This window comes from Streptomyces sp. NPDC088124, from assembly GCF_040685895.1.
In the GTDB taxonomy this organism is placed as follows: domain Bacteria; phylum Actinomycetota; class Actinomycetes; order Streptomycetales; family Streptomycetaceae; genus Streptomyces.
The window spans coordinates 1-24,684 of the sequence record NZ_JBFBJB010000054.1 but is presented as its reverse complement, the minus strand read 5'-3'; the positions used below and the strand labels follow the sequence as shown (position 1 = coordinate 24,684).

Here is a 24,684-nt window from a genome sequence, read left to right as displayed (position 1 = left end):
CCGGCCGGCCTCCCTGCGCGCCGCTCGCCCGGCGGCGCAGGGGCCGGCTCCCGCCGACGGCGGGGGCGGCCGGAAGGCCCACCTCCGCCGCGACCCGGATGGTGCCGACGGACGCGGACACGGAATCACCGAAGCACGGAGGCCGTCTCCTCGCCGTCCCTTCCGAGATAAGGCGCCCGGAGCGGCGCGCGCCTTCCGGCCCGTTCCGAACGGGTGACGGAGAGCCGGTTCGGAGCCGGTTCGGAGCCGGTTCGGAGTCGGTTCGGAGTCGGTTCGGAGTTGGCTCGGAGTTGGCTCGGAGTTGGCTCGGAATCAATTCGTCGAGGTGGGTTTCGGGGTTGGTTTCGGGATCGGTTCGGCCGGCCGGTGCCCGTATGCGTCCGCGCCTCAGATCCGGTCCCACGCCACCGTCTCGTACACCTCGCGCACCGTCTTGAACAGCGCGTCGTCGCCCGGCAGGACCGTTCCGTCGATCCGCGTGACCGGCGCGATCCCGTGCGAGTTGGTGAGGAAGGCGGCCCGGTACGAGGAGAGCCCCGCGAGGGTGACCTCACGGCGTACGGAGGGCAGCCCGGCGGCCGGGAGCAGCGGCTCCACGAGCGCCATGGTGATGCCGGTCAGGGCCGGCGCGTCCGGCCAGACCACCGAGGCGCCGTCCCAGAAGGCGACATTGGCGATCGCGCTCTCCGACACCACTCCGCCCGGTCCGACCAGCAGCGCGTCGTCGAACCCGGCGCGCCGCGCCAGCCGCCCGTAGTGCACCTGGGCGAAGCCACCGAGGTGCTTGAGGTGCGGTACGGGGCGCTGGTACGGGACGGACATCAGGCCCTGCGCCCGCTCCGCCAGGGTCACGGGCGGCCCTACGGTCACCATCAGCGTCGGCCCGGGCGCCTCGTCGGGCCGGTGGACGTACACCCGCGCCGAGGCGTCCCGTACGTCGCCGAGCGCGTGCCGCAGCAGCCCCCGTACGTGCTCGCCGTCCAGCCCCGTGCCGAACAGTTCACGGGTCGCGGCGTCCAGCCGGGCGAGGTGGTGCGCGAGGCCGCGCGTCCTGCCGTCCCTGACCTGGAGCGCCGTGAAGTGTCCGTACGAGTCCAGCGCGCGCAGGCGCAGATCGTCGGCGGTGGCGGGCCGCCCGTCGACCTCGGTCACGAGGAGCGGTGAAGTGGTCGTCATACCTCCCACCGTATGCCGGTCGCCGGGTGGGCTATCGGCGGCTTGACCTCGACCTTGGTTGAGGTAGCACGCTCTTCTCATGCCTACGAACATGTCCGGCCAGGCCGGCGCGGCGACCGTCACCGAGTCCACCGCACCCCCGGCGGGCGAGCCCGCCCCAGTAGCCGTCACCGGCCCGGTGGATGGCTCCGCGCCCGCGCCGCTGAAGCTCGCGGTCATCCTCGGCAGCAACCGTGAAGGGCGCTTCGGCCCCGTCGTCTCCGACTGGTTCCTCTCCCGCGTCGCCCGGCGCGCCGACTTCACCACCGAACTCATCGATCTCGCGGGCGTGGAGCTGCCGACCGCCCTCTCCTTCCGGCCGGAACCCGCCGTCCAGGCCGAACTCACCAAGGTCTCGGCGCCGTTGGCGGGCGCGGACGCGTTCGTCGTCCTCACGCCCGAGTACAACCACTCCTTCCCCGCCACCGTGAAGTCGCTCATCGACTGGCACTACGCCGAGTGGCAGGCCAAGCCCGTCGGCTTCGTCTCGTACGGCGGGATCTCCGGCGGCCTGCGCGCCGTCGAGCAGCTCCGGCAGGTCTTCGCCGAGCTGCACGCCGTCACCGTCCGGGACACCGTCTCCTTCCACAACGCGGGCGGCCACTTCGACGAGGCGGGCCGGCCCAGGGATTCCGCCGGCTGCGACGCGGCGGCCACCGCGATGCTCGACCAGCTCGCCTGGTGGGGCCTGGCGCTGCGGGAGGCGAAGGCCGTCCGCCCGTACGGCGGCTGACGGGGAGAGGGAGGGAGAGGGAGGACATGCGGGCGGGGTCTGTGGTGTGGTACGACCACCCGTGCGACGTCCCGAAGGAGCCCTGCCGTGTCCGCGCCCCCGTCACCGTCTTCCTCGTCTTCCTCCGCATATCTGACCGTGCTGACCACGACCGACAGCGCCGACAAGGCGGAGGCACTGGCCCGGGGCGTGATCGAGGCGCGGCTCGCCGCCTGCGCGCAGATCTCCGCGCCGGTCACCTCCGTCTACCGCTGGCAGAGCGTGATCGAGACCGCCGAGGAGTGGCAGATCCTGTTCAAGACGGTCGCGGAGCGCTATGACGCCCTGGAAGCACACCTGAAGGCCGCCCACGACTACGACACACCCGAGATCATCGCCCTGCCGGTGGTGAGGGGAAGCGCGGAGTACCTGGCGTGGCTCACGGAGGAGACCACCGGCGCATGACGGCGGTCGCGCCGGACCCGTCCGAGGGCCGCCCGTACGGCGGCCGGTCCGGGGGGCCGCTGCCGTTCTTCGTCTACGGCACGCTGCGGCCCGGCGAGCACAACCACGACCTGTTCCTGCGCGGCCGTACGGTGCGCGAGGAGCCGGCCCGCCTCGCGGGGGCGTGGCTGTACGACGGCCCCGGCTACCCGTACGCGGTCGAGATCCCCGGCACCGAAGCCGGGAGTGGGAGTGGGAACGGGCCGGTCGTCGTGGGGGAGCTGGTGACGGCCGCGCCTGAGGCGTACGGCGAACTGCTCTCCGTCCTCGACGAGTTGGAGGAGTACGCGGCGCCCGGGGACCCGCGCAACCTGTACGAGCGGGCCGTCCGCGACGTCCTGCGCGCCGACGGCACCACGACCCGGGCCTGGGTGTACTTCGCCGCGCCCCGGGTGGCGCGGCGGCTGCGGCGCGGGGGACGGCTGATCGCGGGCGGCGACTGGATCGCGTACGTCACTCCGCCCCCGTAGCGCCGCCGCGGCGGCCGTGGGCGTCGGCCTGGCCGCGGGCGTCGGCCAGCGCCTCCGCCACGCCCGGTTCCCGCGGCCCGAGGAACATGGGCTGCCGGTCCGTGACGGCGTCGGCCGCGGCCTTCCCGGCGGCGAAGATCTCCCGCACCGCGCCGTAGTACCACGTCGCGTTGCGTGGTCCGGCGACCCCGACCCCGTACGCGTCGACCCCCGCGGCCTCGCAGAGCGCCACCGCGCGCCGGACATGGAAGCCCTGCGTCACCAGCAGCGCCCGCTCGACCCCGAAGATCTTCCTGGCCCGAACGCACGAGTCCCAGGAGTCGAAACCTGCGTAGTCGCTGACGATCCGCCCGTCGGGCACCCCGCGCTCCACGAGGTAGCTGCGCATGGCGTCGGGCTCGTCGTACTCCGCCCGGCTGTTGTCCCCGGTGACCAGCACGACCTTCACCGTGCCCGCGCGGTACAACTCGGCGGCGGCGTCCAGCCGGTGGGCGAGATACGGCCCCGGCCGGCCCTCCCGCAGCCCGGCGCCGAAGACCATGGCGACATCCCTGGCAGGCGCGTCCTCCACCGTACGGACCCGGCTGTCCGCGACCGCGTGCACCCAGGCCGCCGGCGCCAGGGCCAACACGCTGCCCAGCATGACGGCCTGCACGGCACGCCGCCGTCGCACGCGGCCCTCACCGAGCAGTGCCTTGACCCCCGCCGGCGCTCTCGTCGGCCACCACGCCGTCACCGACTTCAGCGCCTGCGCGGGTCTGGGCAGCGGCATGTTCTCCCCTGAGGTGGTTCCGCCCCCTGAGATGGTCCCGGTGGGCTCGGGTGTGGGCCCGAGCGGCCCGCCCCTTGTATGACGATCGACGGCGCCTATTAGTTCGTGGCGCACCGGTCGTCCTGCGCGGCCTGCCCGGAGTGTCTGCCCGCCCGGCCCGTGCGGTCAGCCGACGGATATCTCCGGCGGTGCCCAGGCCGCCAGCAGCAGTGATTCGGTCGCCGCCGCCGTATAGACCGACGCCGCGAGCCAGGCGAGGGCGAAGCCCTCGGGATCGGCGGGGAGCAGTCGGCCCAGCACGTCGTGGCGGCGGTCCGCCGCCGCCTCGGCCAGCGCGAGGGCCCGCCGCGCGCCGGTGGTGAGGCCCACGGCCCGCAACCGGCGGGGGAGTTCGTCCGCCACCGCCGCGGCGGACACCGCGCGCCCGCCCGCCACCGCGCGGTCCACGGCCCGGCGCAGCAGATCCAGCTCGACGGGGAGCGCCGGCCGCGCACCCGGCACGGGGGCCACGGGCCGGTCGCCCCCCACGGCGGGGAGGTGCGAGCGGTTGAGCCGGCGCAGTCCCAGGTCCACCCGGACGGGCTCGCCGTCGTGGCCCGTCCAGGAGGCGGCCAGCGCGTGCACGAGGTCGGGGCGGTCCGGTACGACCCGGGCGACCAGCCGCAGGGCCGACCCGGGGCGGGTGGCGAACAGCGCCAGGTTCTCCGCGTAGGGCAGCTCCGGCCGCTCGTCGGGCGCCGCCAGCCGCAGCACGGGCCCACCGGACACGGCGAACCCCGTCCCCCCGCCGCCCGGCTCCGGGCCGGTGAGGACGCCGTCGAGGAAGAGCAGATCGCCACCCGCGCCCCTGGCTTCGACGGGCTCGGCCGACCACCGCAGAGCCGAGGCCAGTTGCGCCGCCGGTGGCCGCTCCCAGAGCGCGGCGAGCGGCGCGTCCCGCCATCCCGCACCCGGCGCCCGTACGGAACGCACCGGTCCGCCCCCGCCGATCCGCCCGTCCGGCGAGACCGTCGGCGAGGTGAGGATCACCCCGCCACCGTCGCCCAGCTCCCGGAGGGCGAGCGCGCAGCCGCCGGGCAGTGGCGTCCCCGACGCCTGAAGGGCCCGGTCGGGGCCACCGGGAGCCACGTCGGAGCGGGTACGGAGGGAGCCGTCCGGGGCGAGCGCGTACACGGTCGCGCCCGCGTAGCCGGACGCCGTCACCACGGGCTCGGTGAACAGCCCGTACAGCCGGAGCGGCCCCTCGGGCCGGTAATCCCGTCGGGCGGGCGCCGCCGCGTCGGCCGGGCGGCGCACCAGAGCGAGGAGTTCGGCGAGTTCGCCGGAGAGCTCGGAGAGCCGGAACGCGGGGTCGTCCGAGCGGGCCTCGCCGAGCCGCCGCGCGATTCTGACGGCGGTGGCGGCCGGCCGGGGCAGCCCCGCCAGCCGCGCGGAGTGCGCGGCGTGCAGCAACTCGGCGCGGTGCACGGCGCCGGACCCGGCGACTCCCGAGACAAGCACGGCGGTCGCGGCATCGCCGAGGGAACGCAGCGCACCGGACTGCGCGGCGGTGAGCGGGAACAGGCCGCCCACGCCTTCGTCAACACCCCCGCCGGCGCCCTCGCCCGGGCCGCTGTCCCCGTCCTCGCCCGGGCCGCCGTTGCCGCCCCCGCCGCCGGTGCCCTCGCCTCCGCCCCGGCCAGAACCGGCGCCCTCGCTTCCGCCGGTGGCCTCCTCGCCACCCGGTTCTCCGTCGCCCAGGGCGAGCGGGGCGCTGGACAGCACGGCCGCGCGGTGCAGACAGGCCGGGGCGAGCAGGCAGTCGCACACCGCGCTCCCGGCGTCGGCGACGATCCCGCCCGTCACCCGCAGCGTGACCGTCGTGTCCTCCGCGACGCGCACGAGGATGCCCTCACTGGTGGCCTCCACCGGCCAGCCGGCCGCCTTCGCGACCGCGCCGTCCACCCGCTTGCGCAGCCGGGCCGGCAGCAGATCGAGCGCTCCGGCCGCGACCTCGGCGGACACGGGCGGCAGTACGGCCGTGGCGGGCGAGGCCGCGACGGCGGTTCCCGCGGAAGGCCCATGGGAATGGGCGGAACCGGTCATCGGGCTGCTCCTCCTACGCGTTCGCCGACCCAGCGGGCCAGCTCCATTGGGCTGAGCGCCGCGACCGGCATGCCCGCCCCCACCAACTGGCCCGCCACGCCCACCGAATAGCGAGGCCGTCCCTCGTCGTCCAGCGAGGCGCAGCCCAGGACCTGACAGCCCGAGTCGACCAGCGCCCGTACCTCGGCGAGCAGCGGGGAGACCGGGCCGCCCTCCTCGAAGTCGCTGATCAGCACGGTCAGCGTGCGCGACGGTACGGTCATCAGCTCGCGGGCGTGCCGCAGCCCGCGCGCGATGTTCGTACCGCCGCCGACCCGGACCTCCAGCAGCAGGCTCAGCGGGTCCTCCACCCGGTCCGTCAGGTCGACCACTTCGGTGGAGAACGCGACGAAGTGCGTGCTGACCGTCGGGACCCCGGCCAGCACGGAGGCGGTGAGCGCGGCCCAGATCGTGGACGCCTCCATGGAACCCGAGACGTCCACGACCAGGATCAGCCGCCAGTCCGCCGACTTACGGGCCCGGGTGCGGAAGACGGGCCGCTCCGGCAGGACCGTCACCGCGCCGGTCTCCGGGTCCCGGCGGGCCGCCGCCAGATTCGCGCGCAGCGTACGGGAGAGATCCAGCGGGCCACCGGGCCGACGCGTCGGGCGCGGATGCGCGAGCCCGGTGAGCGCGGGACGCATCCGGTTGGCGAGTGCCTCCGTCAACTCGGCGACCAGCCGCGCCACCAGAGGCCGTAGCCGGGCGAGCTGCTGCTCGGGGAGACCGCCCGCGTACGACAGGACCGTACGCAGCAACTCCACGGAGGGCCGGGCCGCGGCCGGGTCGAGTTCCAGCGCGGCGTCGAGCCGGCCGGCCTCGGCGGCGGCGGCGAGCACCTCCTCGCGCACACCGGGCCCGAAGAGCGCGGCCAGCTCCGCCGACCAGGAGCGCACATCGGGATACGGGGCCCCGTCCCCGCCGCCGCCCCCGCTTCCGGTCCGCTCCTCGCTCCGGGCGCCCTCGCCGTGCCCGTACCCGTACAACTCGTCGAGCGCCCCCGCGATCCGCGCCGCCCGGCCACCCAGTCCCCGCCCCTTGCCGAGCAGCAACCGCCACCGCTCCCCGGCGCCGAGAACCGGCTCCGCGCCCTCCGGTACGGGGCGGGCGGCCGCCGCGGCGCCGCCCCGGCGGAGCGGGGCGGACACAGCGGGCTCCCCCTTGCCCGCCGCCGGTTCCTCCTCCGCCGCGCCGGCCAGCCCCCATGCCGCCAGGGCCTCCCGGCCCGCCAGGTCGGCCGAGGCGAGGAGTGCCAGGGCCGCCGGGTCGGAGAACGCGGGCGGCAGGGTGCCCGCGGCGAGGCCCGTGCGGTCCTGCACCGCGGCCAGCAGACGTGATCTGGCCGCGGGGGAGAGGATGTCGAACCCCGCCCGCAGCGCGGGAAGCCGGTCGAGGAACCCCCGGTCGGACAGCGACTCGACCCGTTCCAGCAGCGGGTCCAGCGCCCCGCCCGTCTCCAGCAGCGGGCCCGCCGCCAGCAGCGTCCCGCGCAGGAAGCCCGCCAGATCGGTACGGAGTCCGGGCGTGGTCGCTCCGTCCAGGCGGGACGCCACCCGGACGCCGAACTCCCGCGCCTCCCGCTGTCCCAGCAGGACCCGGGCCGCCCCCGCCGCACCCCGGATCAGCGGTGTCCCCTCGGTGTCGAGCCGCCGCAGCGCCGCGTCCAGCCGCAGCCCACCGCCCCCGGCCTTCGGGGCCGGGGCTCCGTCCGCCGGGCGCCCCGGTGCCGCGGTGGCCCGGTCCGCCAGCGACACCAGGGCCCGCGCGTCCGCCGGATCCGTGGAGCCCGCCAGCCCGTCGAGGGCGCGGATTCCCGCTGTGGCCAGCTCCTCGTACGCCGCGTCGAGCGCGACCCGCTCCCACCCCGCCGGCAGCCCCGGCAGATGCCCCGACCGGATCCGGTCCAACAGAGCGAGCCCCGAGAGCAGTTCGGGCAGGGTGCCGGAGTCCGGCAGCAGCGCGGCCGTCTCCGTCAGCCGCTCCGCGGCCAGTACGGGCAGCCCGCAGCGCGCCGCCTCCAGGAGACCGGCCAGCACCTCGGCCGCCGTCGGGCCGCCCGCGTTCCGCTCCGCCGCGCGCCGTCTGCGCAGCATCCCGGCCGCCGCCTGGTCGAGCGTCACCCCGTGCACGCCCGCCAGGTCGAGCATGGCCGCCGTCGACGGGGTCCAGGTCACCGCCCAGCGCGTGGTCAGCGGCGCCGCCTCGCCCACGGCCGCCACCTCGCCCTCCTCGCCGTACGGGATCCGGCAGGCGGCCAGCCGGCGCAGACACAGCTCGCGGCGCCGGTCCCGCTCCCCGCGGTGAGCGTCGAGGCGCAGTTCACGGCGGCCCGGATCGGCCGGAGTGGGCAGCGACAACTCGCCGAGCAGCGCCTCCACGGCAGGTCCCAGCCCTGACCGCGGGGTGCCGGGGGCCGGCCGTCCCTGCCGCGAGCCGACCAGGACCTTCTCCATGGCGGCGGCCACGACCCGGCCCCGCCCGAGCACCCGCCCCTGCGCGAGGACCGTCTGCACCGCCTCCACCAACTCCCCGCGCCCGGCGGCGGGCAGCCCGCGCAGCGCCGCGAGGTCCCGGGCGACCCGGACGACCTCACGGGCGTCCACCGGTCCGCTCGGGTGCCCGGCGTCCCGTACGGACGCGCAGATCCGCACCGCGGTCGCCGTCAGCAGCTCGTCCAGCAGCGCGCGATCACCACCGGCGAGATACACCCCGCGCTGCCACTCCGGGTCCCGGATCCCCGCCGGGTACCCGGACCGCTCGTCCAGCAGCGCGTACGCGTAGGGCACGAGCGAGGTGACGACCTCCCCGGCGCCGTCCCTTGCGCCGCCGCCTCCCGCCACCCCGGTCGCGGAGACATCCGTCCCCGAACGGCCTGTCCCCGACCGGCACGCCTCCGCACCGTCCGCCTCCGCCTGGCCCGCCTCCGCCCCGCCGGGCAGCAGCGCGGGCGCGTGAAAGGCCCCGATCACGGCGGCCGTACGGCGGTCCCGGTGCTCCGCCAGCCGCCGCCGCATGTTCGCCTCACGCCGCAGGTCGTACGGGTCCACCGCGCCCGCGTCCGCCCGCAGCGCCCAGCCGACCAGCAGCGCTGCCCGGCGCAGCGCCTCCGCGTCCGACCCGGGGGCGACGGCCTCGACCAGCCGGTCCCACAGGTCGTCGCCGGGCCGCCCGCCGGCCCGGGCGCGCAGCGCGGCGGCGAGCGCGCCGGGGACGACGCCCGATCCGCCCCGCGGCTCCGGCGCGCCCGCCCCGGTCTCCTCCCGGCGGCGCGCCGTCGCCCGCGCCGCCAGGGGCAGGTCGAAGGCGACGACCTCCACCCCCGCCGCCCTTGCCCAGCGGATGGCGGCCAGCTCCGGCGAGAACTCCGCGAACGGCAGGAACACCAGCCCGCTCCCCGCCCCGTCCCCCGGGCCGTCCGAGCCCGCCGTGGTGCCCGCCAGCGCGACCGGCGGCACCGTCTCCGGGTCGGCGAGATACGGCAGCCAGGCCCCGAACTCCTCCGGCAGCTCGACGAACACCACCTCCGGCGCCGCCTCCGCCAGCATCGCCGGTACGGCCGCGGCCAGCGCCGGGGAGTGGTGCCGTACCCCGATCAGATACGGCTCCCGGCATCCGGCGAGCGCGTCCAGCGCCTCCGGAACCCCGGCCGCGTCGCCGCCCGCCCCACCGGCCCCGGCCCGATCGATCCGAGCCTGCCCGGCCCGAGCCCGCCCGACCGGCGTCTGGATGGCCCCCGCCTCACCCCAGCTCATGGCGCAGCTCCCACAGCGTCCGCCACAGCGGCGCCCCCGCCTCCGCGCGGCGCCGGACCGGGCCGTCCCAGTAACCCAGCAGCCGCGCGTGGTCGGCCGGGTCGTCCTTGCGTACGGTGCCGAGCAGATGGCCCGGCAGTGTCCGTACGACATCCCGGCCCTCGCCGAGATAGGCCGCGCCCAGCCCCATCGACGTGGCGACGTGGACCGCCTCCGCCGTCGACATCACCGTCGAGGGGCGTTCGATCTCCCAGCCCTCCGCGCTCCGCCCGGTGCGCAGCTCCCGGAACGCCGTCACCAGCGCTTCGAGCACCGTGTCGTCCACCAGGAGTTCCGTGCCGCCGCGCGCCAGCGCCGCCGTCGCCTGGGCACGGACCAGCGCCGTCTCGGCCTCCAGATCGTCGATCGGGCCGACCGTCTCGAAGTTGAACCGACGCTTCAGCGCGGCGGACATCTCGGAGACCCCCTTGTCGCGGAGATTGGCCGTGGCGATCAGCGTGAAGCCGGGGACCGCGTGCACCGTCCCCTCCCCGCCGTCCCCGCCCGCCAGTTCGGGCACCGACATCCGGCGCTCGGAGAGCAGCGAGACCAGCGAGTCCTGCACCTCCGGCAGCATGCGGGTGACCTCTTCGACCCGGGCCACGGCGCCGCGCGTCATGGCCGTGAGAACCGGGGAAGGCACCAGGGCTTCCCTGCTCGGGCCCTTGGCGAGGAGCATCGCGTAGTTCCAGCCGTAGCGGAGCTGGTCCTCCGTGGTGCCCGCGGTGCCCTGCACGGTGAGCGTGCTCGCGCCGCAGACGGCGGCGGCCAGCAGCTCGGAGAGCATCGACTTCGCCGTGCCCGGCTCACCGACGAGGAGCAGCCCGCGCTCGCCCGCCAGTGTCACCACACAGCGCTCCACCAGCGACCGGTCGCCCACGAACTTCCTTGTGACGACGAGCTGTTCGCCGTCCGGGGCACGCAGTGGCTCGTCGCCCGAACCGCAGATGAACAGCACCACCGCGCGCGGCGTCAGCCGCCAGCTCGGTGGCCGTGGTCCGGTGTCGTACGCCGTCAGGAAGGCCAGCTCCGCCGCGTACCGGTCCTCCGGGAGCTCCAACTGCCGCCCCGGCCCTGCCCCGGAATCCGTCTCCGTACCCATCCCCGCGCCATCCTTCTCCGTGCCTGTGTCGCCGCCCGACGGCCTGCCCGCCGGTCCCACGCCTGCTCCCCTGCCCGCCGGTCCCGCACCTGCTGCCACGCCCGCCGACCCCACGCCGGTCCTCCCCGCGTCCGTCATCGCCGGCCTCCCCGGCGCCCGCGCCCGCCGCGCCCCTGGAACTCCTCGTAACCCGGCGCGTCCCCCTCGGCGACCCGCCGCCAGGCGGCCTCGAACAGCTGCTCCACCGGCCGGTGACCGACCACGAACCCCGGTATGTCCATCGCCAGGAGTGCCGTCTTCCAGCTCTCCGAGGGCAGTCGCGGCGCGGACGCCTCCAGCCAGCCGCCGGGCAGGAAGAGCGACCGGCCCGCCCTCGCCCGCTTGGCCTCCACCACCAGGTCGGTGGCGGCCAGTTCGGCCCGCGCCTTCTTCATCCGGGCGGGCTTCCAGCCGGTCCACGCGGCCTGGTTCCGGTCGGTCGGATCCGGCAGCGCGAGCAGCATCAGATAGAGCGCCGCCGCGTCCTCGGAGAGCCCCGACCGCCCCGCTGCCTCCGCCACCAGCTCCGGGGCGCTGTGGTACGGGTTCTGCTGCGCCCCCGGCGCGCCGTCGGCCGAGACCAGCTCCATGAACTCGTCGCTCAACACCGTCCGCAGGGCAGCCAGCGCGGGCGCGTGGCCCGCCATCGCCGCCAGCAGCTTCAGATCAGGATGGTCGGGCCCGCCCGCCCCCGCGTGTCCGGGCCAGCCCGCGGCCTCGCGCGGCAGGACGGCCGCCGGACGCAGCCAGACCGAGTCCGCGCCCTGGCCGTACCGGTCCGGCGCCAGCACCAGCGCCGGGGACAGCTCGAACAGCTCCTTCTCGCCCGCCGTGCGCGTCGGCGCCACCCCGTGCGCCTCACGCAGCCGTGGCGACACCGGGTCCCAGGCCGAGTCCCGGTCGACGCCCAGGTGCAGCAGCAGCCCCGGGTCGGCCAGCCGCTCGCGCACCCCGCGCACCGTCGTCGGCAGGACGGCGCGCAGCGGGTCGCCGTACGGCAGCCGGTACGCCAGCCAGCGCACCGCGTCCACCAGCCCGGCCAGCTCGGACCCCGTCAGCAGCCGGTGCGGTTCGGCCGCCTCCAGCGTGCCGTCGACCAGGCGCTGTTCCGTACGGCCCGTCAGCGACTCCAGCAGCTCCGGGTTGAGCGCGTCGTTCACCACCGTGCCGCCGTACCCCTCGGCCACCATCCGCCGGACCAGCCATGCCGGGGTGACCCGCCGACGGCCGCGCGCGGCGATCCACGCGCCCGCCACCGGCTCCACCGCGAAGCCGTCCGTCCACAGCTCCGCCACCCGCGCCGGATCACCGGGCAGCAGCAGCGCGGTGTACGTGGTCAGCTCCGCCGCGCTCAGCACGCTCAGCGCGGCGCGCCCCACCTGGGCCTCGGCGCTCTTCGCGCCCAGCGGCTCCAGATACCCGGCGCTCAGCACGTCCTGCCCCCGGTAGCCGTTCAGCCCGGGGGAGCCCAGCTGGAGCAGGGCGGCCGCGACAGCCGTCGTCCCGACCCGTTCCGCGAAGTCCACGGCCCACTCCGGGCGGTACGCCAGCGGCCCGCGCTCCCGCACCAGCTCCACCAGGCGGCGCACCGCGGGCGCCCGCAGCGGGTCGTCCGCCGCGCCCAGCACCTCCGACGCGACGACCGTGCCGCCGTCCCAGCCGCCGAAGGCCCCGGCCGGGTCGTACTCGACGGCGTGCCAGTACGTGTCCTTCCCGTCGTTGCGCACACGGCCGAGGATCAGCAGCCGCCGCGCCCCCGCGTGCCGCACCTCTCCGTCGGACGCCCGGCCCTCCCCGCTCTCCGGGGTCCGCAGTTCCACCGTGCGCAACCGGCCGCGCGGATCGATCAGCAGGGCGTCACCACCCGTCCCGGTCCCCGCCCCGGCTCCGGCCTCACCGGCCCCGTCGGTCACCGCGGACAGCGCGGTGTCCAGGAACTCCAGGAGCCCGGCCCGCTGCTTCTCCTCCGTGGCGGGCGAGGCGGCCCGCACCGCGAGCGCGGCCATGCCCGCACCGCACAGCGTCGCCCACCCCACGCTCACGCTCTTCAGATCCGTACGGCCCGGGACCGCGCCCGGCGCCAGCACCTCGCGCACCCGCCGGATCTGGTCGAGGACCGCCGTGCCGCCCTGCGCCCGGGACGGGTAGTAGTGGGCGTACGGCGAGCGTGCGAAGCCGCGGAACGTCTCGCTCAGCACCCCGTCGAAGGCATGCCGCGCCCCCGGCGCGTGCTGCCCGTCCGAGCCGTCCCGCGCGGCCCGCGCGGCGAGGGTGCGCACGCGCCCGGCGTGCCGCGCCGCCTCCACCAGCACTCCGGCGACGCCCGCCACCAGCGCCGGGTGGGTGACCCCGGGCAGCAGCTCACGCACCACGCCCTCGGCCTTCGCCACCGTCTCCGCGTGCGTCCCCTCGCCGACGGCGGCCAGCAGCGCCGCCGCGTCCTCGTCGGTCACCGAGCGCAGCACGGCCGAGCCCCGCTCGTCCCGAGGGCGCAGCGCGTGCCAGTGGGCCAGCGGTGCCACGAGGGGGGTACCGGCGGCGTACGCCCCGCCGCGGTCGTTCTCCTCCACCTGGGCGAGACGGATGCCCTCGGCGTCGTACACATCGATGTGGGAGCGGTATCCGGTCGTCTCCCTGAGGTGCAGTACGGCCCCGCCGGGCAGCCGCAGCGGCGGCAGGGGAAGGCCGGTGTGGTGGTGCCCGGGGAACGAGTCCGCGGGCAGCGGCACGGCCGGGCTGCGGCTGCCGTCCACCGAACAGGCCGTCAGCGTCCGCGCCTTAGGGTCGTGCGTCACCCACCACCCCAGCAGCCCGTCCGCCGTGCCGAACGGCGAGGACTCCTGCCCCGGCTGTACGGGAAGCAGCCGGCACGCGTGTGCCACCAGCTGTACGCCGCCGCCCGTGAGCGCCGAGTCGAAGAAGCCCGGCACCGAGATCCGGCCCCTGCGGGCGGACTCCGGGTCGTACTCCCACCACTCGTTCTCGTGCAGTACCCAGACGGAGATGCCGTCCGAGGCGACCGGGCGGCGCTCCGCCGCGAACGAGGTGTCGCCCGCGTACACCGGCCGGCCGCCGTAGCAGCGTCCGCCGTCGGGCAGCTCGAACGACGCCGACCGGCTGTACGACCAGTGGTCGGACAGGTCGCCCACGGGTGTGAACACCTCGGCGGGCCGCCCGGACCACACGGCCCGCCGGTCGTCGCCGTACCCATGGGCGACCAGCCACTGGCCGCCCACGTAGCGGACCGCCACCCGGTGCCGGTCCTGGCCGGACCCCGTCGGAAGGGGGAGGGTCCGCCGGTCGAGGACCTCGGCGGGCCCCACCGCCGCGGCCTCCGAGTTGAGGTGCACCAGGAGGGCCGGCCAGGCGTCCCCCACCTGGTAGAAGCGGTCCACCCCGTGGCCGTGCCAGTGGTTCGAGCCGGGCGGGGCGACCTCGCCGAGCCCCGGCAGGGCCTCCTCCAGCGCGGGCCAGCCCAGCTCGTCCAGGATGCCCGCGCGCAAGGTCCTCGCCAGGGCAGGGGCGGGCGAGACCGCCGTGATCCGGGCGACCGCCTGCGGCGCGGTGGCCAGCACCGGGCCGGCCGAGAAGCGGCTCAGCCGCCTCAACTGCTCGTCCAGCTCCGGCAGTCCGAAGGGCCGCGACAGGTCGTCGGCCCGGTCTCCGAGCCAGCCCACGAGAGCCGTGCGCAGCGCGGGGTGGGCGACGATCCTGTCCAGCCGCTCCGTGGCGTCCCCGGTGTCCGCGGCCTCCTCCACGCCGGCGCGCAGCAGCGCGGTGAACCGCGGATCGGCCGCGAGCGCCGCCAGGTCCCTGGCCCCCGCGGTCGTGTCGGTCAGCCACTCGTCGAGGCGGAGACAACTGTCGCCCGGCGCGGGACCGGCCACCGGCACACCCCACGCCAGACACGCGTCGAGCAGATCCAGGTCCGCGGTCACGTGCCGGCCGCGGTTCCCCAGCAGCCGTACCGGCGTGCCGTCCGTCATCAGCCGGTCCACCAGCCGTTCGACCAGGGCCAGTTCGGCGGGGAGACGCCGGGAGTTCCGCCAGCCGCGCCGCCGGTGACCGGCCCACCCGGAGAGCCACTCGGCGGCCGGCACCGTCCCGTCCACCAGCAGCTCGACCGCGCCGCACCGGTCCAGCAACTCCAGCCAGGAGGCGTCGAACTCCTCCGGCCGGTCCCCGCCCGTGGTCGGCAGCAGCGTCAGCAGCCGCTCCCGCACCGAGCGGTCCCCGGCCGCGACGGAGGCCAGCGCGGGCAGCGCCGACTTCCAGAAGCTCCCCGCCGCCCGGTTCATCGGACCCGTGTGGATGATCTCCCCGAGCAGCGACCGCTCCTCCTCCGCCGCGTCCAGCCCCGCGCCCTTCGCGAGACGCCGCAGGTCCTCCAGCATGCCCGCGTACGGGGCGAGTCCGGCCGCGCACCGTTCCAGCGAGACCGCGCGGAACTGTCCGTACGCCTCCGCCGCCGACAGCCGGGCCGTCAGCGCCTTCGCGTGCTCGCGCAGCGCCTTGCCGCTCAGCGCGCCCGCCCCCGCGAACTCCAGGAACACCTCACGCAGCCGCGCCTCGTCCACCGCCAGGGCATGCCGCTGCTCCGCCGCCCGCGCCTTGCCGAAGAACACCGAGGCGTGCTGCCGGGACTCGATCCCCAGGAAGAGCCGCGCCACCTGCTCGTAGAAAGTGGGCAGGAAGTGCGGTACGGACCGGTCCAGGCGCTCGCCGATCTCGTCGAACCCCTCCTTCGCCAGCCCCGGTTTGGTGGTGACGAGCCGGGTCAGCCGCTCCATCTCCTTCACCACGGCCAGCGCGTGATGCCCGTTGCCCGGGTCGTTGACCAGCGCCCAGGCGGGGAAGCCCAGCGACTGCCGCCTGACCCGGCCGACCGGCTCCGCCCGCGGCGTGCCGAACCCCAGGTACTCCAGGGACAGGTCCTCGGCCGCCCCGATCGCCTCGGGCACCAGCCGGACCACGGCGCGCCCGTCCAGCGCCGGGTGTCCGTACGCCCGCGCCGTGAGCACATCTCCCTCCGCGCCGCTCCCGTACGGCAGGACCCCTCCGGCGTCCAGCAGAACCCTGTCCGGCCCCGCGGCCGTACGCGCCGACCCGGCCCGCTCGCCCGGAGTCTCGTTCCCCAACGGTCGTACGTCGCTCACAGCGCCTTCTCCTCGTCACTCTCGACCACGCGGCCCGCGTACACCAGCGCGGCCATCCGCTCGCCCTCGGACCAGGCGACCGGCCCCACCTCGGCGAGCGGCAGCCGCCGCCCCGCCGTGTCGCGCCACTCCAGCGCGCCCGTCAGCGTCTCCCCTTCGGGGTAGTCGTCCCCCAGCCAGTACGCCGCCTCCAGCGCCCGGCCGTCCTCCACCAGCGGACAGACCGCCTGGCCGCCGCGCACCCGGTAGCCGAGCGAGACCGCGCGCGCCGTGGCGTGCCGGAGCTGCGCGAACTTCCCGTCGGCGTACGCCCGCCACACCCCCGGCCCGGCCGCGTCCACCGTCCCGGCCGCCCTGGCCACCTCGTCAGTCCCGCCCGCACCGGCGGTCCCGGCGGCCGCATCACCGCTCCCCGAGAGGTCCGGCCGCCGCCACACCTCGCGGAAGAGCTGCTCCGCCCCCTGTTCGACCCCCAGCTCCGCGGCGAACTCCCGCAGCTCCGACAGGTCTTCGAGGAGCACCGGATGGGGGAGCAGCACCGTCTCCACCGCCGCCGGATCAAGCCGCACCGAGTCCCCGTCCAGATCGACGATCCCCAGCCCCCGCACCGGATCCGCGTCCCGCAGGAATCCGGCGCGCGTGGTGTCGGCGGAGCCGTCCGGGGCGACCGGCGCCACCACCAGATCGCGCAGCACCGCCTGCCACGCCGGATCCGGCCATACCCGCGCCAGCAGGGCCACCGGGACCGGCAGCGACCGGACCAGCCAGCCGTCCACCTGCTCCCGGCACTCCCGCTCGTGCCGCTCCAGCCACTCGGCGAGCTGCCGCAGCCGCACCACCTCGGCGTCGTCCTTGAGCTTGGGCGGCACCTGTTTCAGCGTCCGCCCCGCGGCGTTGCGGCACAGCACCTTCGCGCCGTCCAGCGCGACGGCGTACCCACCCGTCGTTTCGATCCAGCCCATGGCAGGACCCCCTCCCCGACCTCTGGTTTCCGAGCTGCCATGACACTAGGTGACGGGTCTGACAACGCCCCGGCGGTGTGTGTGAGGCTGTGGAAAACCTCCGTCACGGCCGCGCAACGGCCCGGCAATCCTGGCCGGGCAGTATCGGGCTCATGACGGAGCCGGCGAGCACACACCCCCACACCCTGGTCGTCGTGGCCCACGGCAGCCGCGACCCGCGCGCCCTGCGCACCGTCACCGCGCTCCTGGACCGGGTGCGCGAACTGCGCCCCGGCGTGGACGTACGCCTCGGCCACATCGAGATCGAGAAACCCCTTCTCTCCGACACCCTGGCCTCCCTCACCGACGGCCGGGCGAACCGGCCCGTCCGGCCCGTCCGGACCGGCCCGCCCGCCGGGGCCGTGCTCGTACCGCTGCTGCTGAGCCGCGGTACCCACATCAAGCGCGACCTGCCGGCCTTCGCCGCCGCGGCCGCGCCCCGGCTGGAGATCCGCGTCGCCGCCCCGCTCGGCCCGCACCCGCTCCTGGTCGAGACCCTGTACGACCGACTCCTCGAAGCGGGCTGGCCCGCGGAGACCGGGCACCGCGGAGCCGGCGTCGTGCTGGCCGCCGCCGGGTCCCGCGACCCGGAGTCCGCCGCCGACACCCGCCGTACCGCCGGACTCCTCGGTGAGCGCCTCGGCGGCGTCCCGGTCCTGCCCGCGTACGCCTCCGCGGCCGCACCCACGGTCCCCGACGCGGTGCGCGCCCTCGCCGCCCGCGGCCGGCACCGGATCGCGATCGCCTCGTACTTCACCGCGCCCGGATACTTCGCGAGCCGCAGCACCGCCGCCGCGCCCTGGATCGCCGCCGCCCCGCTCGGCGCGCACCCCGCGATGGCCCGGCTGCTCCTGCACCGTTACGACGAGGCCCTCGCGGCGCCGAGCGACGCGGCGGGCCACCGCCTCCTCGCCTCCGTATGACCCGCCCGGCCCACGCTCCACGGGCCGGGCCCCACGCCCACGGGCCGCGCACGCCCCGCGTTCTCGCCGAGCCTCCCACCGGCCCACCGCCCCAACGCCCCGCCGCCGAGCCGTTCGCGGGGCCCGCCGGTTACGGTCGGCGCATGGCAGGCACCACCGGAACCACCCCACCGCCCCCCTCCGCACCGGCGGGCGCGTACGACGACCAGGCCACCGAACGCTGGGACGCCGAACCCGACAAACGCCCCGGCCGCACCGCGTTCCAGCGCGACCGCGCCCGCGTGCTGCACTCCGCCGCCCTGCGCCGGCTGGCCGGAAAGACCCAGGTGGTCACCCCCGGCTCCCGCAGCCAGGAGTGGGACGCCAGTCCCCGCACCCGGCTGACCCACTCCCTGGAGTGCGCCCAGGTGGGCCGCGAGCTGGGCGCGGCCCTCGGCTGCGATCCCGATCTGGTCGAGACCGCCTGTCTCGCCCATGACATGGGCCATCCGCCGTTCGGCCACAACGGCGAGCAGGCCCTCAACCAATTCGCCGCGGACTGCGGCGGCTTCGAGGGCAACGCCCAGTCGCTCAGACTGCTGACCCGGATCGAGCCCAAACGTTTCGTCCGGTCCCCGGAGAGCGGCGAACTCGTCAGCGTCGGTCTCAACCTCACCCGCGCCGCGCTCGACGCCGCCACCAAATACCCGTGGCCGCGCGGCGCCCACCCCACCCGGCCCGAATCGGTCAAGTTCGGGGTGTACGAGGACGACCTGCCGGTTTTCCGCTGGGCCCGCGCGGGCGCCCCGGCGGGCCGCGTCTGCTTCGAGGCACAGGTCATGGACTGGTCCGACGACGTGGCCTACTCGGTCCATGACTTCGAGGACGCCCTGCACGCCGGTCATGTCGACCCCGCCGCCCTCGCCTCCGCGGCCGAGCGCGGCGGGATCTGGGAGGTCGCGGTCGGCCGCTACGTACCGGCGGACACCGACCCGGGCGAGCTGGCCGCGGCCCTCGACCGCCTCATGGCCCAGGAGTGGTGGCCGCACGGCTACGACGGCTCCGCCCTCGCCCAGTCCCGCCTCAAGGACGCCACCAGCCAGCTCATCGGCCGCTTCTGCGAGGCCGCCGAGAGCGCGACCCGGCGGACGTACGGCACGGGCCCGCTCACCCGGTACGCCGCCGAACTCGTCGTCCCGCGCGGCGCCCGCCACGAGTGCGCCGTCCTCAAGGCCGTCGCCGACCGCTACGTCATGCAGCGCGCCGAGCAGGAGGCCCTCCGCGCCGACCAGCGCGTCGTCCTGGCGGAACTCGCCCAGGCGCTGACGGCCCGCGCCCCGCACGGGCTCGACCCGCAGTTCCGCGCGCTGTTCACGGCCGCCGCCGACGACCAGGCGCGCAAACGCGTCGTCATCGACCAGATCGCCTCGCTCACGGACGCCTCGGCCCGCTCCCTCCACGCGGAGCTGACCGGCCACTCCTCCACGCGGAGCTGACCGGCCACTCCTCCACACGGAGCTGACCGGCCACCCCTTCACACGGAGCTGACCGGCCACGCGGAACCGACCGGGCGAACCAAGAAGAACCCATCGACCGCACCTGAGGCGAATGAGCGACCCGCGCCCCTCATGGCACGCACATAGCGCTCACTTTCGACGCGGGCGTGTACGAAAGTAACCGGATCATGTCGGATCCCGTCGGATCCGGCCGAGAGTCAGGCCCGTGGAGCGCTCCCTCTTTCGTCATCACGCTCCGTGCGGGACGCTCACAGATGGCGGCAGCGCGAAGAGGAGGCATCAAGTGGTCGACGCACATCGGACATTTGTCATCGTCGGTGGAGGGCTGGCCGGGGCGAAGGCCGCGGAATCCCTCCGGAAGGAGGGGTTCACCGGCCGGGTGATCCTCATCGGTGACGAGCGCGACCACCCCTACGAACGCCCGCCCCTCTCCAAGGGGTATCTGGCCGGCAAGGAGGAGCGCGACAGCGTCTTCGTCCAGGAACCCGCCTGGTACGCGCAGGCCCAGGTCGAGCTGCACCTCGGCCAGAGCGTCACCGCAGTGGACCGCGACGCCCGGTGCGTGCATCTCGGCGACGGCACCTCCCTGCGGTACGACAAACTGCTCCTGGCGACCGGCGCCGAGCCCCGCAGGCTGGACATCCCCGGCACGGATCTGGCGGGCGTCCACCATCTGCGCCGGCTCGCCCACGCGGACCGGCTGCGCCAGGTCCTGACCGCACTCGGCCGCGACAACGGCCATCTCGTGATCGCGGGCGCGGGCTGGATCGGCCTGGAGGTCGCCGCGGCGGCCCGCGGCTATGGCGCCGAGGTCACCGTCGTCGAGCCCGAGGCGACCCCGCTCCACCGCGTCATCGGCCCCGAGCTGGGCCAGCTCTTCACCGAACTGCACCAGGAGCACGGCGTACGGTTCCACTTCGGCGCCCGGCTCACCGAGATCACCGGCCAGGACGGCATGGTCCTGGCGGCCCGCACGGACGACGGTGAGGAGCACCCGGCGCACGACGTGCTCGCCGCGATCGGCGCGGCCCCGCGCACAGCCCTCGCCGAGGCCGCCGGGCTCGCGCTCGCCGACCGGTCCACGGGCGGTGGCATCGCCGTGGACTCCGCGCTGCGCACCTCCGACCCCGACATCTTCGCGGCCGGGGACGTGGCGGCCGTACCGCTGCCGGGCTGGGGAGCCTCGCTCGCCGTCGACCGGGTGCGCGTCGAACACTGGGCGAACGCCCTCAACGGCGGCCCGGCGGCCGCACGCGCGATGCTCGGCCTGGACGTCGTCTACGACCGGGTTCCGTACTTCTTCTCCGACCAGTACGACCTCGGCCTGGAGTACTCGGGCTGGGCGCCGCCCGGCTCGTACGACCAGGTGGTGGTACGCGGCGACGTGGGGAAGCGGGAGTTCGTCGCCTTCTGGCTGAAGGACCGCAAGGTGCTCGCCGGGATGAACGTCAACGTGTGGGACGTCACCGAGGACATCCAGCGCCTGATCCGCTCGGGCGCCCGCCAGGACCTGGACGCCCTCGCCGATCCCAACGCCCCGCTCGCCTCCCTGGCCACCTGACAGCAGGCCTCCCCGCGTGCCGGAACCCGGCCGCCGGAGGGATCACCGGGCCGACGGGTGTCCGCGGCTGTCGGCCGGTCCCCGTAGGATTCACGCGTGGCAGGCAGGATCAACGATGACGACGTGAAGGCGGTCCGGGACGCGGTCCCGATCGACGCCGTCGTGTCCGAGTACCTTCAACTGCGCAGCGCGGGCGGCGGCAATCTGAAAGGGCTCTGCCCCTTCCACGACGAGAAGTCCCCCTCCTTCCAGGTCAGTCCGAGCAAGGGTCTCTTCCACTGCTTCGGCTGCCAGGAGGGCGGGGACACCATCGCCTTCGTGATGAAGATCGACCATCTCTCCTTCTCGGAGACGGTCGAGCGGCTCGCCGCCCAGGCGGGCATCACGCTGCGGTACGAGGAGGGCGGGTACAACCCCGCGAGCCAGCGCGGCGAACGGACGCGCCTGGTGGAGGCGCACCGGATCGCCGCGCGCTTCTACGCCGACCAGCTCTCCGGGGACGAGGCCGCCATCGGCCGGACGTTCCTCGCCGAGCGCGGCTTCGACCAGGCGGCGGCAGAGCACTTCGGCGTCGGCTACAGCCCCGTCGGCTGGGACCACCTCACCCGCTTTCTGCGCGGCAAGGGCTTCACCGACAAGGAGCTGATGCTCTCCGGGCTCTCCCAGGACGGCCGCCGCGGCCCCATCGACCGCTTCCGCGGCCGGCTGATGTGGCCGATCCGCGACATCGCGGGCGATGTCGTCGGCTTCGGCGCGCGCAAGCTCCGCGAGGACGACAACGGGCCGAAGTACCTCAACACCCCCGAGACGGCGATCTACAAGAAGTCCCAGGTCCTGTACGGCGTCGACCTGGCCAAGAAGGACATCGCCAAGGCCAGCCGAGCCGTCGTCGTCGAGGGGTACACGGACGTGATGGCCTGCCATCTCGCCGGGGTCACCACCGCCATCGCCACCTGTGGCACGGCCTTCGGCGGCGACCACATCAAGATCCTCCGGCGCCTCCTCATGGACAACGGCAGCGCCCGGGTGATCTTCACCTTCGACGGGGACGCGGCCGGCCAGAAGGCCGCGCTGCGCGCCTTCGAGGACGACCAGAAATTCGCCGCCGAGACCTACATCGCCATCGCCCCCGACGGCATGGACCCGTGCGACCTGCGGCTCGCCAAGGGCGACGCCGCCGTCCAGGACCTGGCCGAACCGCGGACCCCGCTCTTCGAGTTCGCCATCCGCCAGATCGTCTCCCGGTACGACCTGGAGACCCCGGCGGGCCGCGCCGCCGCGCTCGACGAGGCCGCGCCGATCGTCGCCCGGATCAAGAACGGCTCCTCGCAGCACGAGGTCGCCGTCCAGCTCGCCGGCATCCTCGGCATCCTCGACACCCAGTTCGTCGTCAAGCGCGTCGCGCAGATGGCCCGCTGGGCGCGCGACCGCGGCGGCCGGGCCCCGTCGGCCGGACCCGAGCAGCGCGCGCGGCAGCCGTACGAGACCGAGGCGCGCCAGGCCCCCTCCGGCCCCGCGCTCACCCTCCGCAGCCCCGCCCACCGCACCGAGCGCGAGCTGCTCAAGCTCGCCCTCCAGCGGCCCGAGCTGGTCTCCCCGGCCTTCGACGCCTACGGGGAGGACGAGTTCACCGCCCCGCCGTACGCCGCCGTACGCCGCGCGATAGAGGACGCGGGCGGCGCCGAGTCGGGCCTCCAGTCCGCCCCCGAGTATCTGGCCCGGGTCCGCGAGGCCGCGCCGAACGACGCGGTGCGCGCCATGGTCACGGAGCTCGCGGTGGAGGTCTTCCGCGGCAAGACCATCGACGAGGTCTACGCGGGACAGCAGCTCGTCCATGTCAGGCTGCGTGCCGTCGACCGCCGTATCCAGGACGTCACGGGCACGCTGACCCGGCTCGGCAGCCAGGGCGACCCGGAGCGTTACGAGGCCGTCCAGAAGGAGCTGTGGGTGCTCCAGCAGTACGGCCAGGCGCTGCGCGCCCGCGGCGCGGAAGCGCTCTGACGGCCTCTCCCGGCGCCGCCGCCCCGCCGGACCCCCTCCAGCGTCGCCGCCCCGCCTGACCCCTCCGACGGCGGTTCCCGGGCCTGCCCCGACGTGCCCGCCCCGGCGCCGGAGCGCCGCGCCGGGTGACGGCACGGGGACGCCGCGCCGCCTTCGTTGTAACGGCCCGGTTACGGACCGGACTCAGAAAGTCGCCGCACGCCCCTCGTGGCGGCGATATCTCTTACCCCACACTGGGGTGCGGTGCCTGAGTCCTCGGAGCGCGGCCCGTCCACCGGCAGGTGGGCATCCCACCCCCGCGGATCCGCTCATCGTGTACGGGACGGAAGGCGGCCCGGCCGTCCCCGTCCCGCTGCCGTACGCCCCCCGAACCGGCAGCGATCACCCTGGAGGTCGCCCCCCGTGCAGACCCAGACCCTGACCGAGTCGCCGACCGAGACGACGACCGCGGTGCCGCCCATGGCACCGACCGAGTCGCCGGACGCGCCCACCGCCGGACGCGCCGGCGCCGTACCGGCGCAGAGCCGTGCGGCGCACCACTCCGAGGGGGTCCCCGTCGACCCGACCGGTGAACCCATGGCCCCCGAGGCCGGCCCGGCGTCCCCGAACTCCCCGGAGCCGCTCACCGAACATCCCGTGGAGGTCCCCCTCGTGCCCGAGCCCGCGGCACGGCGGGGCAGCCGCGCCGACACCGGCGGGCCCTCGTCGGACCTCTTCCGGCAGTACCTGCGGGAGATCGGCCGTATCCCGCTGCTCACGGCCGCCGACGAGGTCGAGCTGGCCCGCCGCGTGGAGGCCGGTCTCTTCGCCGAGGAGAAGCTGGGTGCCGCCAGCGACCTCGACACGGAGCTGGACTCGGAACTCGCCCTGGACCTCGACCGGCTGGTCGTCCTCGGCCGGATGGCCAAGCGCCGGCTCATTGAGGCCAATCTGCGCCTCGTCGTCTCCGTCGCCAAGCGCTACGTCGGCCGCGGGCTGACCATGCTCGACCTCGTCCAGGAGGGAAACCTGGGCCTGATCAGGGCCGTCGAGAAGTTCGACTACGCGCGCGGCTACAAGTTCTCCACGTACGCGACCTGGTGGATCCGCCAGGCGATGTCCCGCGCCCTCGCCGACCAGGCCCGTACCATCCGGGTGCCCGTCCATGTGGTCGAGCTGATCAACCGGGTCGTACGGGTCCAGCGCAGGATGCTCCAGGAGCGCGGCTACGAACCGGCCCCCGAGGAGGTCGCCGCCCATCTCGAACTCACCCCCGACCGGGTCAGGGAGGTACTGCGGCTCGCCCAGGAGCCCGTCTCGCTGCACGCCCCGGTGGGGGAGGAGGACGATGTCGCGCTCGGGGACCTGATAGAGGACGGCGACGCCGCGTCCCCCGTCGAGTCGGCTGCCTTCCTGCTGCTGCGCGAGCATCTGGAGGCCGTGCTCTCCACGCTCGGCGAGCGCGAACGCAAGGTCGTGCAGTTGCGCTACGGCCTGGACGACGGCCGGCCCCGCACCCTGGAGGAGATCGGCCGGATCTTCGGCGTGACCCGCGAACGCATCCGCCAGATCGAGTCGAAGACCCTCAGCAAACTCCGCGACCACGCCTACGCCGACCAGCTCCGGGGCTACCTGGACTGATCCGTACGGCCGGTACGTACTGGCCCGGGCAGCCCCCCGCCACCCACCACGGCCGCGGCCGGCGCGTGAGACCGGCAGGAACCGCCGGGAACCGGCAGAGACCGGCCACCGAATCCGAAGTTGTGAGGGGTCAGGTCTGTTGAAAGCGTCGATCGAGCGATTAGGGCGGCGGCTCCTTCGCTTCGGCCGATAGGTCC

The 24,684-nt window shown here is 75.2% G+C and carries 14 protein-coding genes and 1 pseudogene; 8 read left to right on the top strand and 7 right to left on the bottom strand.

What is annotated here, in order from left to right; genetic code table 11:
* Window positions 1-387: 387 nt before the first annotated feature.
* Complete coding sequence (locus tag AB0P17_RS33420; RefSeq protein WP_365816916.1) at window positions 388-1,176, bottom strand: aminotransferase class IV; 789 nt, start codon at window positions 1,174-1,176, stop codon at window positions 388-390.
* A 79-nt stretch (window positions 1,177-1,255) separates the two neighbouring features.
* Between AB0P17_RS33420 and AB0P17_RS33415 the strand changes: the two genes are divergently transcribed.
* The 3 genes from AB0P17_RS33415 to AB0P17_RS33405 all read left to right on the top strand — a co-directional run bounded on the left by AB0P17_RS33415 (window position 1,256) and on the right by AB0P17_RS33405 (window position 2,901).
* The gene (locus AB0P17_RS33415) at window positions 1,256-1,948 is read left to right on the top strand and encodes an NAD(P)H-dependent oxidoreductase (RefSeq protein ID WP_365816914.1); all 693 of its coding nucleotides are present in this window, start codon (window positions 1,256-1,258) and stop codon (window positions 1,946-1,948) included.
* Window positions 1,949-2,035: 87 nt separating this feature from the next.
* Window positions 2,036-2,392, top strand: a complete 357-nt coding sequence (gene cutA / locus AB0P17_RS33410) for a divalent-cation tolerance protein CutA (RefSeq protein WP_365816912.1) — start codon at window positions 2,036-2,038, stop codon at window positions 2,390-2,392.
* Window positions 2,389-2,901 (top strand): gamma-glutamylcyclotransferase family protein, encoded by a 513-nt coding sequence (locus tag AB0P17_RS33405; RefSeq protein ID WP_365816910.1) that lies wholly within the window; start codon window positions 2,389-2,391, stop codon window positions 2,899-2,901. The genes cutA and AB0P17_RS33405 overlap by 4 nt, the downstream gene beginning before the upstream one ends.
* Here AB0P17_RS33405 and AB0P17_RS33400 read toward each other — a convergent pair.
* The 6 genes from AB0P17_RS33400 to AB0P17_RS33375 all read right to left on the bottom strand — a co-directional run bounded on the left by AB0P17_RS33400 (window position 2,885) and on the right by AB0P17_RS33375 (window position 16,847).
* Window positions 2,885-3,544 carry an ElyC/SanA/YdcF family protein gene (locus tag AB0P17_RS33400; RefSeq protein WP_365816981.1) on the bottom strand — a complete coding sequence of 220 codons (660 nt, stop codon included), beginning with the start codon at window positions 3,542-3,544 and terminating at the stop codon, window positions 2,885-2,887. The genes AB0P17_RS33405 and AB0P17_RS33400 overlap by 17 nt on opposite strands.
* A gap of 294 nt (window positions 3,545-3,838) precedes the next feature.
* On the bottom strand, window positions 3,839-5,758 hold the full coding sequence (locus AB0P17_RS33395; protein ID WP_365816908.1) for a hypothetical protein: 1,920 nt from the start codon (window positions 5,756-5,758) through the stop codon (window positions 3,839-3,841).
* A complete protein-coding gene (locus AB0P17_RS33390) occupies window positions 5,755-9,549 on the bottom strand; it encodes a DUF5682 family protein (protein ID WP_365816906.1) in 3,795 nt (1,264 codons plus the stop codon). Before AB0P17_RS33390 ends, AB0P17_RS33395 begins: the two co-directional genes overlap by 4 nt.
* A complete protein-coding gene (locus tag AB0P17_RS33385) occupies window positions 9,536-10,690 on the bottom strand; it encodes an AAA family ATPase (protein ID WP_365816904.1) in 1,155 nt (384 codons plus the stop codon). The genes AB0P17_RS33390 and AB0P17_RS33385 overlap by 14 nt, the downstream gene beginning before the upstream one ends.
* A 134-nt stretch (window positions 10,691-10,824) precedes the next feature.
* The gene (locus tag AB0P17_RS33380) at window positions 10,825-15,885 is read right to left on the bottom strand and encodes a hypothetical protein (protein WP_365816902.1); all 5,061 of its coding nucleotides are present in this window, start codon (window positions 15,883-15,885) and stop codon (window positions 10,825-10,827) included.
* Window positions 15,882-16,847, bottom strand: coding sequence for a DUF4132 domain-containing protein (locus AB0P17_RS33375; RefSeq protein WP_365816900.1), 966 nt, complete (start codon window positions 16,845-16,847; stop codon window positions 15,882-15,884). The genes AB0P17_RS33380 and AB0P17_RS33375 overlap by 4 nt, the downstream gene beginning before the upstream one ends.
* 152 nt (window positions 16,848-16,999) lie before the next feature.
* Here AB0P17_RS33375 and AB0P17_RS33370 point away from each other — a divergent pair, with 152 nt between their 5' ends.
* The 5 genes and pseudogenes from AB0P17_RS33370 to AB0P17_RS33350 all read left to right on the top strand — a co-directional run bounded on the left by AB0P17_RS33370 (window position 17,000) and on the right by AB0P17_RS33350 (window position 24,487).
* Entirely contained in the window at window positions 17,000-17,809 is an 810-nt protein-coding gene (locus tag AB0P17_RS33370) for a sirohydrochlorin chelatase (protein ID WP_365816898.1), read from the top strand.
* 143 nt (window positions 17,810-17,952) lie between these two features.
* Complete coding sequence (locus AB0P17_RS33365) at window positions 17,953-19,284, top strand: deoxyguanosinetriphosphate triphosphohydrolase (RefSeq protein ID WP_365816896.1); 1,332 nt, start codon at window positions 17,953-17,955, stop codon at window positions 19,282-19,284.
* Between the two features lie 304 nt (window positions 19,285-19,588).
* Window positions 19,589-20,866, top strand: a complete 1,278-nt coding sequence (locus tag AB0P17_RS33360) for an FAD-dependent oxidoreductase (protein ID WP_365816894.1) — start codon at window positions 19,589-19,591, stop codon at window positions 20,864-20,866.
* Window positions 20,867-20,962: 96 nt separating this feature from the next.
* A complete protein-coding gene (dnaG, locus tag AB0P17_RS33355; protein ID WP_365816892.1) occupies window positions 20,963-22,867 on the top strand; it encodes a DNA primase in 1,905 nt (634 codons plus the stop codon).
* A gap of 243 nt (window positions 22,868-23,110) precedes the next feature.
* Window positions 23,111-24,487, top strand: a pseudogene (locus AB0P17_RS33350) (sigma-70 family RNA polymerase sigma factor).
* Window positions 24,488-24,684: the final 197 nt, after the last annotated feature.

What these genes read in the sequence shown, in the direction of transcription:
- AB0P17_RS33420 (WP_365816916.1), bottom strand. Translation starts at nt 1,176, where the DNA reads ATGACGACCACTTCACCGCTCCTCGTGACCGAGGTCGACGGGCGGCCC.
- AB0P17_RS33415 (WP_365816914.1), top strand. Translation starts at nt 1,256, where the DNA reads ATGCCTACGAACATGTCCGGCCAGGCCGGCGCGGCGACCGTCACCGAG.
- AB0P17_RS33405 (WP_365816910.1), top strand. Translation starts at nt 2,389, where the DNA reads ATGACGGCGGTCGCGCCGGACCCGTCCGAGGGCCGCCCGTACGGCGGC.
- AB0P17_RS33400 (WP_365816981.1), bottom strand. Translation starts at nt 3,544, where the DNA reads ATGCTGGGCAGCGTGTTGGCCCTGGCGCCGGCGGCCTGGGTGCACGCG.
- AB0P17_RS33395 (WP_365816908.1), bottom strand. Translation starts at nt 5,758, where the DNA reads ATGACCGGTTCCGCCCATTCCCATGGGCCTTCCGCGGGAACCGCCGTC.
- AB0P17_RS33390 (WP_365816906.1), bottom strand. Translation starts at nt 9,549, where the DNA reads ATGAGCTGGGGTGAGGCGGGGGCCATCCAGACGCCGGTCGGGCGGGCT.
- AB0P17_RS33385 (WP_365816904.1), bottom strand. Translation starts at nt 10,690, where the DNA reads ATGGGTACGGAGACGGATTCCGGGGCAGGGCCGGGGCGGCAGTTGGAG.
- AB0P17_RS33375 (WP_365816900.1), bottom strand. Translation starts at nt 16,847, where the DNA reads ATGGGCTGGATCGAAACGACGGGTGGGTACGCCGTCGCGCTGGACGGC.
- AB0P17_RS33370 (WP_365816898.1), top strand. Translation starts at nt 17,000, where the DNA reads ATGACGGAGCCGGCGAGCACACACCCCCACACCCTGGTCGTCGTGGCC.
- AB0P17_RS33365 (WP_365816896.1), top strand. Translation starts at nt 17,953, where the DNA reads ATGGCAGGCACCACCGGAACCACCCCACCGCCCCCCTCCGCACCGGCG.